General features: G+C 55.3%; 11 protein-coding genes and 1 pseudogene. 8 read left to right on the top strand and 4 right to left on the bottom strand.

Annotated features, from left to right (window positions below; all coding sequences use genetic code 11):
- Positions 1-2: 2 nt before the first annotated feature.
- Together ACZ1HV_RS01640 and ACZ1HV_RS01635 are read right to left on the bottom strand one after the other, a co-directional pair.
- Positions 3-2,582: an autotransporter outer membrane beta-barrel domain-containing protein gene (locus ACZ1HV_RS01640; RefSeq protein ID WP_472718389.1), complete on the bottom strand. Its 2,580-nt coding sequence runs from the start codon at positions 2,580-2,582 to the stop codon at positions 3-5.
- Entirely contained in the window at positions 2,537-4,213 is a 1,677-nt protein-coding gene (locus tag ACZ1HV_RS01635) for a hypothetical protein (protein ID WP_472717109.1), read from the bottom strand. The genes ACZ1HV_RS01640 and ACZ1HV_RS01635 overlap by 46 nt, the downstream gene beginning before the upstream one ends.
- Positions 4,214-4,497: 284 nt before the next feature.
- Between ACZ1HV_RS01635 and ACZ1HV_RS01630 the strand changes: the two genes are divergently transcribed.
- The gene (locus ACZ1HV_RS01630) at positions 4,498-6,348 is read left to right on the top strand and encodes a helix-turn-helix domain-containing protein (RefSeq protein ID WP_472717108.1); all 1,851 of its coding nucleotides are present in this window, start codon (positions 4,498-4,500) and stop codon (positions 6,346-6,348) included.
- Positions 6,349-6,461: 113 nt separating this feature from the next.
- Here the strand turns inward: ACZ1HV_RS01630 and arfB are convergent, their stop codons facing one another.
- Complete coding sequence (gene arfB / locus ACZ1HV_RS01625; protein ID WP_298821887.1) at positions 6,462-6,923, bottom strand: alternative ribosome rescue aminoacyl-tRNA hydrolase ArfB; 462 nt, start codon at positions 6,921-6,923, stop codon at positions 6,462-6,464.
- Positions 6,920-7,600 (bottom strand): HTH-type transcriptional regulator RutR, encoded by a 681-nt coding sequence (gene rutR, locus ACZ1HV_RS01620; RefSeq protein ID WP_298821888.1) that lies wholly within the window; start codon positions 7,598-7,600, stop codon positions 6,920-6,922. Before rutR ends, arfB begins: the two co-directional genes overlap by 4 nt.
- Positions 7,601-8,084: 484 nt before the next feature.
- Between rutR and aptA the strand changes: the two are divergent.
- The 7 genes and pseudogenes from aptA to ACZ1HV_RS01585 all read left to right on the top strand — a co-directional run bounded on the left by aptA (position 8,085) and on the right by ACZ1HV_RS01585 (position 16,094).
- Positions 8,085-9,430, top strand: a pseudogene (aptA, locus tag ACZ1HV_RS01615) (omega-aminotransferase AptA).
- A 48-nt stretch (positions 9,431-9,478) separates the two neighbouring features.
- Positions 9,479-10,735: a Zn-dependent hydrolase gene (locus ACZ1HV_RS01610; RefSeq protein WP_298821891.1), complete on the top strand. Its 1,257-nt coding sequence runs from the start codon at positions 9,479-9,481 to the stop codon at positions 10,733-10,735.
- A 19-nt stretch (positions 10,736-10,754) separates the two neighbouring features.
- The gene (locus ACZ1HV_RS01605) at positions 10,755-11,513 is read left to right on the top strand and encodes an endo alpha-1,4 polygalactosaminidase (RefSeq protein WP_472717107.1); all 759 of its coding nucleotides are present in this window, start codon (positions 10,755-10,757) and stop codon (positions 11,511-11,513) included.
- A 56-nt stretch (positions 11,514-11,569) separates the two neighbouring features.
- A complete protein-coding gene (gene hydA, locus ACZ1HV_RS01600; RefSeq protein WP_472717106.1) occupies positions 11,570-13,027 on the top strand; it encodes a dihydropyrimidinase in 1,458 nt (485 codons plus the stop codon).
- 95 nt (positions 13,028-13,122) lie between these two features.
- Positions 13,123-13,962, top strand: coding sequence for an ABC transporter ATP-binding protein (locus ACZ1HV_RS01595; protein ID WP_472717105.1), 840 nt, complete (start codon positions 13,123-13,125; stop codon positions 13,960-13,962).
- Between the two features lie 66 nt (positions 13,963-14,028).
- Positions 14,029-14,952, top strand: a complete 924-nt coding sequence (locus ACZ1HV_RS01590; protein WP_472717104.1) for an ABC transporter permease — start codon at positions 14,029-14,031, stop codon at positions 14,950-14,952.
- Positions 14,949-16,094, top strand: a complete 1,146-nt coding sequence (locus tag ACZ1HV_RS01585) for an ABC transporter permease (protein WP_472717103.1) — start codon at positions 14,949-14,951, stop codon at positions 16,092-16,094. The genes ACZ1HV_RS01590 and ACZ1HV_RS01585 overlap by 4 nt, the downstream gene beginning before the upstream one ends.
- Positions 16,095-16,135: the final 41 nt, after the last annotated feature.

Genomic DNA, 16,135 nt, shown 5'->3' with positions numbered 1-16,135 from the left:
CGTTAGAATTTCAGCGAAGCTTTGATGAAACCTCCATGCTGGCGCGTACCAGGTGACAAGCGGCCCTGATAGCCGAATTCGAGAGATGTGTTGCCGGCCGACAGCAACGTCACGCCGGCTTCCACATCGGCAAGAACGTTGTCTACGTCAGACGTGCTCTCAAAGCCCGGCGCGCTGGCCGGAGCACCTGCAAAATGGGCGTTCAGAGAGTTCTGGTCCTGCGAAGAAAGCGTGACACCGGCCTTGAGGCGCATGCGGGCTGTCCAGCCATTGGGCAGCGCATGCTCGCTTCCGATTTCAATCGCGGGCGTGACCGAAAAATACGTCTCTTGGGAGCTGTCCACACTGAGAGCTGTCGCAGAGTTGCCGGTCTCTGCGAAGCCGTCACGGTCAAGATAGGCAAGATACAGATCCACCTGCGGCTTGGCGAAAAAACCGCCGTCTTCCAGCAGATAGGCAGCACGCATCTGGGCACCTGCATAGGAGATGTCGTAGCCGCCTTTGTTGACCGCACCAAGACCGCCGAAGTTGACACTTCTGGTGGTTTCATAAGCGCCGATGCCACCGGAGACAGCCCCTGCGATCAACAGAGCACCATGCTGGTACTTCAGCGTGCCCCCGAGATGAAAGCGGTCACTCTGGGCACTGGCACTGGCGTTGCTGTCCAGGGTGCCCTGCTCGTATCCAAGCCCGAACCCTGTGTACCAGTCTGTCCAGACTTGATACTGCCCGCCAACGGAAATGCCGGCAACGCGTTCTTCAAAGCCGATCCGTTCCGCTGTTTCGTCAACACTCAGAAGACGCCCCTGCGGGCGTAGCCAAAGGCAATCGCCCTCGCGTATGAACGCATGGGCCCCGCCTTCAACGGGACACGAAAACAGACTGTTCGTAAAATTAGCCGCGGAGAACAAAGAGGCCGTCTCGGTGTTGAGCGCGATCTCCGGAGAAAGCTGATTGAGGGCTGTCCTCATTTGCTCGACAGATCCCAGATTGAACAATCCCTGGATTATCGGGCCAGTCTCGCCGGTATCGCCGCTGTTGATCGCGTTGAGCGTGGTCAGGGTGTTTGTCTGGTTCGAGTTGAAAGTGCCTGCCTCGGCAGTGAAGCTGAAGTTGAGCGCCACATCGTTCGCGTTTGGGTAGACCAGTTGAACCTCGGTCAGCGGATTGGTGAAGGTCTGCATGGTGCCGAGCGCAAGCCCGTTGTCGGTGACCCCTCCCCCTGCACTGACGATCGTAAAGAGCCCGACAGGATCAGCGCCTATCAGATTGAGATCGACGGTACCGGCCAGATCTGCCGTGCCGGTGACCGTTACACGATCATTGGTGCTGCTTGCCCCGTCCACATCGACAACAAGAGATCCATCGGCCGTCTGTACGAGATTGCCGTTGATGGTGACCGCTGCAATAGCCCCGCTGCCGCCTGTCGAAATGACACCCCCGTTGGTAAAAGCACCGTTGATCGTGCCCGTCGCATTGAGGGTGCCCCTGTTGGTCACCGCCCCATTCAACGTCCCAGTGGTCGTGAGCGTCGCGCCAGTCGCGTTGGTCAAGCCGCTGGCCGCGGTCAGCGTTCCCGCATTGGAAAGCATCGCGCCTGTGCTGTTGACGATCGTATCGGCCGACAGCAGCCGCCCTTCTCCAACCGAGACACCGGACGTGGCTGTGGAGGTGTTGGTCAGCACGCCGATGCCGGTCATGTCACCGCCAGCGACATCGAGCTGTCCGCTGCCCTGATTGGTGAGATTGCCGGTCACCAGAACATCGCCGTCAACGACATTGATGGTGCCGTCATTGAAGATAGAACCGGTTGTTGTTGAGGCAAATGTGGCTGTGCCGCCGGGGCCGTTGAAGTTGATAAAGCCATTGGCCAGATTGTTGATCGCTCCGGCATCGCTCACCGTGCCATTCGTGGCAACATCAATGAGAGAACTGTTATTCAGTGTATTGCCGGTGCCCTGAAGCGTCGCATTTTCACGAACTCGGATCGTGCCGCTGGAATTGGTGATGACGGCTGCGGAAAGCGTGTTGCCCGCGCCAATTGCCACCGTCCCCGCATTGATCAGTGTGTTGATCGTCTCATCACCCTCAAGCTGAAAGGTTCCGCTATTCACCTGAACACCGGCCGTGGCCGCAAGCGATCCGCCATCGGTGGACAGCGTTCCGCCGTTGACGGTGACGCTGGCAGACGAAAGTGTACCCGTCCCATTCACATTCAGCTGTCCACTGCTGACAGTCGTGTTGCCGACAAGCGTTCCGCCTGCGTTCTGGTTGAACACACCGCCCGAGACGACAAGCGCGCCGCCAATCGCCCCGGTGTTGGTTGTCGTGCCGTCGCTGTTGGAGGCGCCTGCGGCAATCGTTCCCGTGTTGGTGAAAGTGCCACCGGTGTTGATCAGAGACGCAATCGTGCCAGCATTCGATCCGGTGCCGGCACTGGTTACCGCCCCCGTCGTGGCCCCGGCCTGATTGGTGAAACTTGCGTTATTGACAACAGCCCCGGCTATTGTGCCCTGGTTGACGAGCGTGCCCGACGTCACCGTCGTGCCGCCGGTGTAGGTGTTGGTGCCTGTGAAAACCAGCGTACCGCTTCCCGCCTGGGAGACTCCCCTGAGCCGGATATGACTTCGGAAAATGTGACGACATCAGAGCGATTGAAGCTCAGTGTAGCGTTGCTGATGATACCACCGATGACGCTACCGATTGTCCCGCCGTCGCCAAGCTGCAGGGTTCCCCCATTTACCGTTGTGCCGCCGGTATAGGTATTGTCGCCCGCCAGCACCAATGTACCGGTGCCTGACTTTGAAATCGCCCCGGTTCCAGCAATCGCATCGGAGCCAGCCAACGCCCGGGTACCAGAATTGACTTCCAGAGTCGTCGTTCCCGCACCATCAAGATAAAAAATCCGGCCCAGCTCCTGACCAGCTGTCGCGCTGCCAGTGCCGCCGGTGCTGCCTGCCGTTACATTGTAGGTACCGGAAAAGTCGGTGTCAGCGATCGTCAGGCTGCCGCCATCGCGCACGAACACTGCACCGCCCAGGGCCGCACCGCCGCCCCCATCAGCGCCCGTACCGACTCCACCTCGCCCGGCAAAGCGTCCTGCCAGGCCAATGCGGTCACCACCGCCACCGCCACCGCCGAAGCCTCCGTCTCCCCCACCGCCCATTGACCCATCTGTATTTGAACCGCCGCCGCCGCCGCCAAAACCTCCGTTCCCTGCGTTAAAACCACCGCCGCCGCCGCCAAAGTCACCACCATCGCCCCTGTTCGACGCGGCAACAAGACTTCCACCACCGCCGCCGCCACCGCCAACACCGCCAATACCGCCAGAAAACAGTTCTGTACCACCACCGCCGCCACCGGAAAACGCGCCATTACCTCCTGTTTCATTTCCTCCTCCTCCACCGCCACCGAACGCGGCTGCGTCTTCGCCCGAACTGAAGTCACCGCCATCGCCACCTTCAGCTCCACCGCCTAGGCCGGCTGAAACACTAGCGTTCATTCCGTTCGCAGTCGCTCCGCCACCGCCGCCGCCAGTTTTGAATGCACCGTCGCCGCCATTGCCTTGTTGACCACCACCGCCGCCACCACCGTCACTGCCCAAACCAGTACCACCGTTGCCACCGTTGCCAAATTCACCGCCACCGCCACCGCTACCGTCACCTAGGAACCCACCGTCCCCACCATTCCCTTCGTAACCACCACCGCCGCCGCCGACACCACCAAAGCCGCTTGCAGCCAGACTACCTTGTCCCCCATTTCCGCCAATTCCTCCGCCGCCTCCTCCGCCGCTGTTGTCATTGACACCACCATTTCCACCAGCTCCACCTGTTGCCGAGGCATCGCCGACGTTGACACCTGAGATTGTTACGACAGCGCCAGTGTTCACAAAGACAGCTGCACCGGCACCAAGCCCGCCGCCGCCAGCGCCTGCGTCACCATTCCCGCCAGCACCGCCCTGAGCAACGGCGTTGTTCACCGTCACGTTGCTGATTGAAACCGTACCAGCCTGGACGAAAAAAACGCGGCCATTGCCGTTGGCATCAATAGTGTTGCCGTTCCCATTGATTGTCAGATCACCAGTGATCATCGGAAGCGACTGAGTCAGTGCGTTTGACCCGGCAAGATTTCCAGACAGGTTGATCGTATTGTCCGCTTCACCATTGGTGTTGGCAGCAAAGATCGCTCCACGCAGTTCCGCCTCGGTTGACACATTGAAATCCGCCGACACGCTTGGCGCGGCTGAAACACCGAGTAGAATTGCTGCGCCTAAAATGATCTTAGCCCGGCACCTGCACGCAGTCGCGAATTCCGGCAACGGCAGCGCTGCCGCCGTTATTGTCAACACCGAGAGATGTCTCGTGCGATGTCCAAACATATAGAAGGTCAAATCAAGCCGCTTCATTGTCACAAAGTCATGTTGAGTGCCCGCTGAATGATGCTGAATGCAGCAGCGGGTCCGGAGCAGTCAGGCTTTGTGACAAGCACGTGCAATGTTTGGAATATGACATCCGTATTTTGACGGATATGCGCTTGCATTTGTCCGATATGCGCGCGAATGTGCAAGCTGCCGGTCAGATCGAAGTTCAGAGGTTCATGAAGAGATATAAACTGCGAACTGCGCTTGTGTTCGCCACACTATTCTTGATCTTCATAGCGACTGTTAAGTCAAAAGCTGAAGATCCCGGAAACACATGCGCGACCGGTTTTATCAATGGACTTGAAAACACTCTTTCGGAAAATCAAAGCGATCAACTGCGCTCACTGAACGCGGAATACTATATTGATCTCTCAGACTCTCTGAAGACCGGTGAGATTACCCAAAAGGAGTTTACCAGACTTCCCTGTGCCACGGCGCTGCAAGCGCCTTTGCCCGGCCAAACCCTATGGCTCCGCTTTGCTGTAAACAACGACCATGAAACAAGAAAACACTGGCTGGTCGCATTTGCTGAAACCATTTTCGATGACGTAATTATTTATGAACAAACCCGAGAAGAATTAGTCTTCATAGCTCGAGATGGCCGCACCGTTCCTCAATTGGAAAGAGCATCTCGTTCCATGAAGCCCGGCCTGCCTCTTGTTGTGGGGCCAGACGAGAGAAAAGTTTTCTATCTTCGTGTTGCCGGAACCGTTGAACCGACTTTGAAACCGGTCATCATCACGCCGGACCTGTTTGCAGACTGGTCCACCGGCATGATGATATTGAATGCATTGTTTTTGAGCTATGTGTTATCAATCACGATCTTCAGCCTGATCATTTTTCGTCAGATAGAAACCCGTTTTTACAAATATTATTCGCTCTATCTCGTCAGTCAGTTTTTGTTCTCGTTTCTCTATGATGGGTGGCTTCATAAAATTCTGGGCATCACCCTGCCCGTATCGGTGATGTCGCCGGTCATGTTCTTTTTCACCGGGGTCGCGGCCTTTGCAAATGTCCAATACTGCAGAATTTTGCTCGAGGTTGATGCAGGCCAGAAACGCCTGAGGGTTTTGTTTTCCGTCTTGTCTGTGACCACCATTATCTCAACTGTTCTTGCGGTCCTGGATCCATGGACACTGGCAGTGCCATTGCATGTTATTTACTTCTTCTGCCCCTTGGTTCTGTTGATCGTCGCTCTGCACAAAATCAGAGAAGGATTGCCACAGGCAATGCCGATTGCTCTTTCGTTATTGTTCTTTACCAGCGGCCTGGTTGTCGCGGTCTACTTTTTCTCTTTCCCACTTGAAATTACCAACGCCACCTACGCCTACGAACTCATCATTCGCTACCCAATTTCCTGGGGCTATTACATTGCGATCGTTGGGGAAACGACATTCATGCTAATTGCGATTTCTGTCATGGTCAAAACCATGCAGAGCCAAAAGCATGCTGCGATCATGGAAGCCAACCTATTGCGGAGCGATGTAACCGTGCAGGCAGCGGCCCTTAAAGACACCGGTGCACGTATAGACGCATTGGAAACGATTTTGACGGAGGATCCGAACAACAATCTGCTGGCGCCTGCGGAAAAACGATTTCTCGAACAGGCTACAGATTGTGTTCAGGATCATATCAAAGACGAGAATTTCGGCGTCAAAGAACTGGCAGCGGCTCTGGCTACGAGTGAAAAGACACTGGGCAGGCGAATAAAGAAGGTCAACGGTTTGACATCAGCAGCCTTCATTCGATCGGTACGTTTAAAACAAGCTCGGGATCTGATCCTTATGCGTCAACACAACACAATAGCGGAAATCGCCCATGCATCCGGATTTTCGAGCGTCAGCCATTTTTCGAAAATGTATCGTCAGGCGTTCAACGAATCTCCCGGTGACGCGCTGAAAAATGCAACGGCCGATCCTCAAAAATGACCGTCGACCTGTCAGATCTCCAAATCGAAATAATTGTTTGAAAAGCGCTTTGCTCCCAGCTGCATTGCGATCAAGCGTGACGAGGTAACTGAAGCGATGAGCAGACTGAACACTTAGTCATCCTGCCGTCCAGCCCGGCCCCGCATCTTCTTGATATTGCCCCGTTGTTTCTTTGCTTCCAGGCGGCGCTTCTTGGACGCCAGGGTTGGCCTGGTCGCCTTGCGCGGCTTTTGCCTTTCGGTCGATTTTCGCAACAATTCCAGCAGGCGCTCCAAAGCGTCTTCACGATTGCGCTCCCGGGTTCTGTATCTGTCTGCCCGCAGCACGATTTCGCCACTTAGTGTCAGACGGCTCCCGGCCAACCTTGCAGCGCGCGATTTGATATCCTGCGGCAGTGTCTCGTTTCCAGCCAGGTCAAAGCGCAGCTGCACAGCGGTCGATACCTTGTTGACATTCTGACCACCGGGCCCAGAGGCCCTGATGAAATCCTCCGACAGATCTTCCTTCAATATATGGTATCGACTTGTCACAGCGATCCGTGAACTGTCGGGCAGATCTGAAGGTTCATCTGTCATTGGCTTTGATCGTTTGCATCCGGCAAGGCCAACCCGACACCGTTCAGGATCAGAGTTGTAACGGCCTGAACCGTTTCCATATGAAATTCGGGATCGCTCAAGTCTTTGCCGGTCAACGCTCTGATCTGAACGGAAAAATCCGCATAGTGTTGAGTGGTTGCCCAGATAGTGAAAATCAGGTGAAGCGGATTGACCTTTCGCATTTTTCCGGCAGAAATCCAGTTCTCGATCACCTGGCTCTTTTCTTCCACAAGACGCTTCAAATCCGTTTCCAGAATTGGGAGGATCTGTGGGGCGCCCTGCATCACTTCATTGGCAAAGAGTCGCGAAGCCTCTGGAAATCTCGCCGACATTTCAATTTTTTGCCGAATATAGTCGGCAAGTTCCGAAGCAGGTTCACCATCAGGTTTCAACGTCTTCAGCGGTGCGAGCCACACTTCCAGAATATGTGCCAATGTCGCGCTGTAGATCGCTTCCTTAGAAGAAAAATAATAAAGAAGGTTGGATTTGGACATGCCCGCTTCCGCTGCAATTCGCTCCACGGTAGCGCCCGAAAACCCTTTTCTGGAAAACTCACTGAGCGCAGCTTCCAGTATCAATGTTCTGTTCTTTTCCTGAATGCGGCTCATGCCACCCGGTTTCAGTGATGCCGTATCCTGCCCGCTCAGACCTGTCATCAAATTCGTCCGTTTCGGCCCTTGTGGGCGCTCTTCTAGATATCCGCAAAGTAAGCTGATTCCTCACTTGGAAGCAGCCTGTATGGACCTGGTGCTGCGCCTCGCATCGGCATGTGACCACAAATTGGTCATGTCGAATGGATTTGCATCTTGACCATTTGGTCAAATCCCTCCTAGGGTAAATTGACCAGATGGTCAGAAGGCTAGTCGATCACAAAAGCGCCCGCAATGGGCAACTCTTGAACGTTCGGCAGCATCTGACCATCATGGTCGTGATCCGGCGGCAAGCCGTGACTGGCCATGGGCCATCCAGAAAGAAGGATCGTCAGGAAGAGGCAAGAGCCCGCCCGAGGATCTTGAGGGACAGTGTGGGGAGAGGATCTGATCGGCGTTGCATTGCCACAAATGCGCCGTTGCTCATCATCCTTTCTTTTTGAGATCAACAGTCGACCTTGAGCGCAGCAATGGGTCGCAAGGAGGACGCATGTCATCACCGGCATCTCCGGCAGCATCGAGCCACGCTGCCACAAACAATCTTGAAGCATTCTGGATGCCGTTCACGGCAAATCGTCAGTTCAAGCAAACGCCGCGCATGTTCGTTTCGGCCAAGGATATGCACTATACGACCGCAGAAGGACGTCAGGTGCTTGACGGTACTGCCGGTCTTTGGTGCTGCAACGCAGGCCACTCACGACCCAGGGTCGTTGAAGCCGTGCAAAAACAAATTGCGACACTCGACTATGCGCCTGCCTTTCAGATGGGCCATCCGAAAGCATTTGAGCTTGCTGCCCGCTTGGCCGCGATGATGCTCTCCCCCTCGATCACGTCTTTTTCACGAACTCCGGCTCGGAGAGCGTCGACACAGCACTGAAGATCGCCTTGGCCTACCAGCGTTCCATCGGTCAGGGCACGCGAACACGTCTGATCGGGCGTGAGCGCGGCTATCACGGTGTGGGCTTTGGCGGCATCTCCGTTGGTGGCATCGTCGCGAACCGTAAGACATTTGGCACCATGCTGGCGGGTGTCGATCATATGCGCCACACGCACGACCCGGACCGCAACGCATTTTCACGGGGAATGCCTGAAAATGGCGCGGAATACGCGGAGGATCTCATCCGCATCATTCAGTTACACGACCCGTCCACGATTGCGGCCGTGATCGTTGAACCCGTGGCGGGTTCAACAGGAGTACTGATACCGCCTAAGGGCTATCTGGAACGGCTTCGCGAAATATGTACCCAACATGGCATTTTGCTGATTTTTGACGAAGTTATCACCGGATTCGGCAGGCTTGGCTCTCCCTTCGCGACAGACTTTTTCGGGGTAACACCTGATCTGGTCACGACCGCCAAGGGTCTGACCTCAGGTGTTGTGCCCATGGGCGCTGTATTCTGCTCTGCAGATATCTACAACGCTTTCATGACGGGCCCGGAACACATGATCGAACTGTTCCATGGCTACACATATTCCGCTCACCCGGTCGCCTGCGCTGCGGCTCTTGCGACCCTTGACACATATGAAGAAGAAGGCCTTCTGACGCGTGCAGCGGAGCTTGCCCAGCACTGGGAAGACGGATTGCATGCATTAAGGGACTGCCCGCATGTCATCGACATCCGCAGTCTTGGTCTGATTGGCGCAGTTGAACTTGAACCGATTGCCGGAGAGCCAACCAAAAGAGCATTCTCAGCTTTCCTGAAGGCGTATGACGACGGTATCCTGATCCGCACCACCGGCGATATCATTGCCCTGTCACCACCCTTGATCATCTCCAAGGGCCAGATAGACGAGTTGTTCAGCAAATTGCGCAGCGTTTTGAATGTGATAGACTGAACGGCAGGCAGTGAACGCGACACCGATATATTTCTAGGAGGCATGCATATGGCCGCTCCAGGCGAAAATTTGAAGATCAATCCGGACAGGCTCTGGGACAGCTTGATGGAGATGGCAAAGATCGGTCCGGGTGTTGCTGGCGGAAACAACCGGCAAACGTTGACCGATGAAGATTCGGAAGGCCGGAAACTTTTTCAGAAATGGTGTGAAGAGGCCGGACTTTCCATGGCCGTTGATACTATGGGCAACATGTTTATGACCCGGCCAGGAACGGATCCCGATGCTCTGCCGGTCTATGTAGGCTCTCACCTCGATACCCAGCCCACCGGAGGTAAATACGACGGTATCCTCGGAGTTCTGGGCGGGTTGGAACTTGTGCGCACTATGAACGACCTTGGTCTCAAGACCAAACATCCGATCGTCGTCACCAACTGGACCAACGAGGAAGGCACGCGTTTTGCGCCTGCCATGTTAGCTTCCGGTGTCTTTGCAGGTGTTCACACCCAGAACTGGGCCTATGACCGCGAAGATGCGGAAGGCAAGAAGTTCGGTGATGAATTGAAGCGCATCGGATGGGTGGGCGACGAAGAAGTCGGCGCTCGCAAGGACAAGATGCACGCCATGTTCGAACTTCACATTGAGCAGGGTCCGATCCTCGAAGCTGAAGGCAAGGACATCGGCGTTGTGACACACGGTCAGGGCCTTTCCTGGACGCAAGTGACCGTAACCGGAAAAGACAGCCACACCGGCTCGACTCCGATGCCGATGCGCAAGAATGCAGGCCTTGCCATGGCGCACATTTTGGAATTGGTCGACGAAATCGCCTGGTCTCACGCTCCTCATGCTGTCGGCGCGGCCGGGCACATCGACGTCTATCCGAACTCACGCAACGTGATCCCCGGCAAAGCGGTGTTCACCATCGATTTCCGGTCACCTGATATCGCCGTCATCAAGGATATGGAAGATCGCCTGAAAATCGGCGGCAAGAAAATCTGCGACGAGATGGGACTTGAAGTCGAGTTTGAAAAAGTCGGCGGTTTTGATCCGGTTGAGTTCGATCAAGGCTGTGTCGACGCAGTCAGAAACGCCGCCGAACGGCTTGGCTATTCTCACCAGAACATCATTTCCGGCGCTGGACATGATGCTTGCTGGATCAACAAAGTCGCTCCGACAGCAATGATCATGTGTCCTTGTGTTGATGGATTGTCGCACAATGAAGCTGAAGAGATCTCCAAGGACTGGGCAAAAGCTGGTGCGGATGTTCTTTTCCATGCCGTGGTCGAAACGGCGGAGATCGTCGAATAATGCGATTTTTGGAAAAGCAATGGCACTGGCAGGCAGCGTTCTCATGCTGTCCCTGCCTGCCTTCGGCTTTTCCGCCGGCGACAGCTGGGATTGGCAGTTGACGGAACCGGCTGATCTCAACAGGCCCGTCAAGGTGCTGGATCTGCATCCGTCAATCGTATCGCCTGAAGACTTGGCCGCTCTGAAATCCAAAGGCATCAAGACGATTTGCTATGTCAGTGTCGGTACGCTTGAAAGAACATCACCCGACAGAGCAAATTTTCCGTCGGAAATCATCGGCAACACTTATGACGACTGGCCCGATGAACGCTTTCTCGACATTCGTCGGCTCGATGTCCTGTTGCCGCTGATGGCAGCTCGCTTTGAAAGTTGCAAGGCTATGGGTTTCGATGCGATTGAGCCGGACAACATGGATGTCCATGACAATGACAGCGGGTTCCCGATTACAGAGGAACACACGGTGGCCTATATTCGCTTGCTTGCCGGCACGGCACGCGGTCTCGGCTTGAAAATCGGACAGAAAAATGTGCCAGACCTGACTGAGAAACTGATTGACGTGCTCGACTTTGCCATCGCGGAAAGCTGTTATCAGGACCGAACTTGCAAGGCTTACGCAGCCTACAATGACGCCGGCAAAGCCATCTTTGATGCGGAATACATCGACAAGCCGATACACTTCACCAAAGCGTGCGTCATTGCCGAAAAATACGGTATCTCGATGGTCCTCAAAGACCGCGACCTGACGGCCCCGGCACTTTGGTGCCCTGAAACCAATTGAATGACCAACCAGGCAAACTTGCCGGTGAAACGGATGTGAACGAGAGGGAAACGACGATGGCAAGCAAAGTGATCAAAGGTGGCACGGTTGTCACTGCCGACCTGTCCTATGAAGCCGACGTGAAGATCGAAGACGGCCGTATTGCCGAAATAGGCCCGAACCTTTCTGGAGACGAAACTCTGGACGCGATCGGTTGCTACATCATGCCGGGCGGCATTGACCCGCACACGCATCTGGAAATGCCCTTCATGGGTACCTTCTCATCAGACAATTTCGACAGTGGAACCCGGGCGGCCCTTTCCGGCGGTACGACAATGGTCGTCGACTTCGCCCTGCCCTCACCTGGTCAGTCGCTGCTCGAAGCGCTGCAGATGTGGGACAACAAGTCCACAATGGCGCATTGCGACTATTCCTTCCACATGGCCATCACCTGGTGGGGTGAGCAGGTCTTCAATGACATGCAGGAAGTGGTCCAGAAAAAGGGCATCAACACGTTCAAGCACTTCATGGCGTACAAAGGCGCTCTGATGGTGAACGATGATGAAATGTTCGCCTCCTTCCAACGCTGTGCGGAACTTGGCGCACTGCCGCTGGTCCATGCCGAAAACGGCGACGTGGTCGCAACGCTTCAGCAAAAACTGCTGGCGGAAGGCAACAACGGACCGGAAGCGCATGCCTACTCACGTCCACCTGAAGTGGAAGGCGAAGCAACCAATCGCGCCATCATGATCGCCGACATGGCGGGCGTACCCGTCTATATCGTGCACACCTCCTCAGAGCAGGCGCACGAAGCGATCCGCAGGGCGCGTCAGAACGGCATTCGCGCTTATGGTGAACCGCTGATCCAGCACCTGACCCTTGATGATGGCGAATACAAGCACGCAGACTGGGATCACGCCGCGCGGCGCGTCATGTCGCCACCGTTCCGCGACAAGAAGCACCAGGACAGCCTTTGGGCGGGCTTGGCCTCCGGGTCCCTTCAAGTTGTTGCGACCGACCACTGCGCTTTTACAACCGACCAGAAACGAACCGGCGTAGGTGATTTCACAAAGATCCCGAACGGGACCGGCGGCTTGGAAGACCGCATGCCAATGCTTTGGACTTACGGCGTTGGAACCGGGCGTTTGACTCCAAACGAATTTGTCGCGGTAACTTCAACCAATATTGCAAAAATCCTGAATATCTATCCGAAAAAAGGCGCAGTTTTGGTAGGAGCAGACGCTGACCTTGTGGTTTGGGATCCGAACAAGGCAAAAACAATCACGGCTGCCAACCAGCAGTCGGCCATTGACTACAATGTCTTTGAAGGCAAGGCCGTCAAAGGGCTTCCGCGTTACACTCTCACACGTGGACGTGTTGCGGTCGAAGACGGCACGGTCAACCACAAGCAGGGTCATGGTGAATTTGTTGCCCGCGAACCATTCCAGGCTGTGAACAAAGCACTTTCCACGTGGAAAGAACTTACCGCTCCGCGCAAAGTGGAACGCACGGGCATTCCGGCCAGCGGTGTTTGACTGAAGACTTTCCCTCCCCGATTGGGGAGGGAGCCGGGATAGGGGAAAGCCGGTTTTCCGGCAAATTGCCCAATGGCTCGTAAGCGAGGAAATGAATGACTGCTCTTGCCAGCGCAAAGGACACCGGAACGGTGGAACAGACGACCAGCGCCAGCCCGAAACGCGTTATCGACATCGACAATCTGTCGCTTACGTTCGAAACCAATGACGGGCCGGTTCACGCCCTTGCCGACATCGACCTCAAAATCGATGAAGGCGATTTCGTTTCGTTTATCGGTCCATCCGGTTGCGGCAAGACCACGTTGTTGCGCGTGATCGCCGATCTTGAACGACCAACGGCAGGATCAATCACAGTCAACGGCGTTTCACCGGAAGAGGCGCGCTTGAACCGCGCCTATGGCTATGTCTTTCAGGCCGCAGCTCTCTATCCCTGGCGCACGATCGCCAAGAATGTCGCTCTGCCTCTTGAAATCATGGGACTGCCCAAAGCCGAGCAGCAGGAGCGCATCGCCCGGAACATGGATCTGGTGAACCTTTCCGGATTTGAAAAGAAGTTTCCCTGGCAACTCTCCGGCGGAATGCAACAGCGTGCCTCCATTGCACGCGCATTGGCCGTTGAACCTGATCTGCTCCTTATGGACGAGCCATTCGGTGCCCTGGATGAGATCGTGCGCGATCACCTGAATGAACAATTGCTTCAGTTGTGGGCTAAAACCAACAAGACAGTCGTTTTTGTGACTCACTCAATCCCGGAAGCCGTTTTTCTCTCGAGCAAAATCGTCGTGCTCTGCCCCCGCCCCGGCCGCATCTATGACGTTATAGACAGTGATTTGCCGCGCGAAAGAAATCTGGACATTCGCGAAACGCCCGAATTCCTGAAGATCGCTCACCGGGTGCGCGACGGCCTACGTGCCGGTCATTCCTATGAAGACTGAAGCAACCATGGCTGACGAGACAATAGGCACGCTTGAAGAAGACATGACCGCCTGCGGAGCGAACCAATGACCGACGTGTCTCTTCCTACCACCCGCAGCAGCAACCCCTTTGCCGGCCTGATGTCCGGAACCGTTGGCCCTGTTGTAGTTGTCGTCTCTGCTATTCTAGCGATCTGGTACATGGCCGCCGTGGCACTCAACACGCCCTTTCAGCAAGAGATCTATGAGCGCGCAAGCCAGACTGATGTTCCTCTCAGTCAGCTGGTCACCGACACGCTTGCCCAGGAACGGCCTGTACTGCCTGCGCCTCACCAGGTTGTCGTTGAAATCTGGAACACGACAGTCGAAAAAAAGATCACGTCCAAACGATCCCTGATCTTTCACAGTGGCATCACTCTTTCTTCGACCCTGTTGGGCTTTCTGATCGGAACGACTCTCGGCATTTTGCTTGCGATCGGCATCGTTCATTCCCGGGTTCTCGACAAATCTCTGATGCCCTGGATCATATCTTCGCAAACAATTCCGATCCTTGCCATCGCACCGATGATCATCGTCGTTTTGAATGCCGTCGGGATATCCGGATTGCTGCCCAAGGCTCTTATCTCAACCTACCTGTCCTTCTTTCCTGTCGCAGTCGGCATGGTGAAGGGGTTGCGGTCACCTGAAGTGATCCACATGGATCTGATGCACACCTATTCTGCCTCCCGCGTTCAGGCCTTCTGGAAGCTCCGCCTTCCCTATGCAGTGCCGTTCCTTTTCACGTCCATGAAGATCGGCATGGCTGCTTCACTGGTTGGAGCCATCGTTGGTGAACTGCCGACCGGCGCTGTTGCAGGGCTTGGGGCAAGACTTCTTGCTGGTTCCTACTACGGCCAAACCATTCAGATTTGGTCCGCCTTGCTCATGGCGGCCTTCCTTGCCGGTTCTCTTGTCGCGCTGATCGGCGTTCTGGAAAAACAAACCCTCAAGCGCATGGGGATGGTAAGATGAGCACACAAACGGCCGCCAAGCGCAGAATTGATATGCCAGCCCTTCTTGCCTGGTTTGTTGTGCTCATGGTGATTGTCGGGCTTTTCAGCCCCATATTCGGCCCTGACTACGGTGTCATGGACGTTCCGAGCCTGGCTGTTTGCCTCGTGATCCTTGCGATTGCCGGTGTCCGGTATGAACTCGGCTTCATGCGCAACTTGATAGGAGATCTCATACTCGGGCTGGTCGCGGCGACTTCAGCCTGGCTATTGGTTTCAACGGTGTCGCAACATGTCGGGGAAGCAAAACTGGGTTTTTGGGCGCTGGTTGTCGCGACCTGGGCCGCCTCCTGGCTTTTTGTAGAAAGACTGGCGCTCTGGAAAAGCCGCTCGCAGAGCTTGGCCCGTATAGTGAATTTGGCGATACCAGCCATTTTCGGCATTACGCTACTAGTTCTTTGGCAACTCGTGGTAACTGGTGCAGGCGTGCCGAAAGTGCTGTTGCCTGCTCCATCTGAAATCTGGTTGCGGCTCATCAATTCAGTGCCAACGCTATGGGCCGATTTCCAGCAAACCTTCCTGAAAGCGGTTCTCGCAGGCTACATCATCGGCTGCGGCTCAGCGTTCCTGATTGCAATCCTCGTTGACCGGGTTCCGTTTCTTAGAAGGGGTCTCTTGCCCATTGGCAATCTGGTATCGGCCCTTCCTATCATCGGTGTTGCACCGATCATGGTGATGTGGTTCGGCTTCGACTGGCCATCCAAGGCCGCCGTCGTCATCATCATGACGTTCTTCCCAATGCTCGTGAACACGGTAGCAGGCCTTGCTGCGTCGGATGCCATGCAGCGGGACTTGATGCGCACCTATGCCTCCAACTACTGGCAAACTCTCTTCAAACTGCGCCTGCCCATGGCTATGCCGTTCATCTTCAACGCGTTGAAGATCAATTCGACCCTTGCCTTGATCGGAGCAATCGTGGCCGAATTTTTCGGCACACCGATCGTTGGCATGGGGTTCCGGATCTCAACGGAAGTCGGCCGCATGAATGTTGATATGGTGTGGGCGGAAATCGCCGTTGCCGCTCTTGCAGGATCTTTGTTCTACGGCGCTGTGGCTCTGATAGAGCGGGCCGTAACGTTCTGGCATCCGTCCATAAGGGGTTAAGTCCTTGTGAGCCGGCTTTAAGTGTGCAAATCAGAGGCACC

This window comes from Roseibium sp. JB4-4 (assembly GCF_055693425.1).
Note: the sequence above shows the minus strand (reverse complement) of the source record. Positions and strands in the feature narration are given on the sequence as shown.

Coding starts and splice junctions, on each gene's coding strand:
- rutR (WP_298821888.1), bottom strand. CDS start 7,600: ATGACAGGTCTGAGCGGGCAGGATACGGCATCACTGAAACCGGGTGGC.
- ACZ1HV_RS01610 (WP_298821891.1), top strand. CDS start 9,479: ATGGCCGCTCCAGGCGAAAATTTGAAGATCAATCCGGACAGGCTCTGG.
- ACZ1HV_RS01605 (WP_472717107.1), top strand. CDS start 10,755: ATGGCACTGGCAGGCAGCGTTCTCATGCTGTCCCTGCCTGCCTTCGGC.
- ACZ1HV_RS01585 (WP_472717103.1), top strand. CDS start 14,949: ATGAGCACACAAACGGCCGCCAAGCGCAGAATTGATATGCCAGCCCTT.
- ACZ1HV_RS01595 (WP_472717105.1), top strand. CDS start 13,123: ATGACTGCTCTTGCCAGCGCAAAGGACACCGGAACGGTGGAACAGACG.
- arfB (WP_298821887.1), bottom strand. CDS start 6,923: ATGACAGATGAACCTTCAGATCTGCCCGACAGTTCACGGATCGCTGTG.
- ACZ1HV_RS01590 (WP_472717104.1), top strand. CDS start 14,029: ATGACCGACGTGTCTCTTCCTACCACCCGCAGCAGCAACCCCTTTGCC.
- hydA (WP_472717106.1), top strand. CDS start 11,570: ATGGCAAGCAAAGTGATCAAAGGTGGCACGGTTGTCACTGCCGACCTG.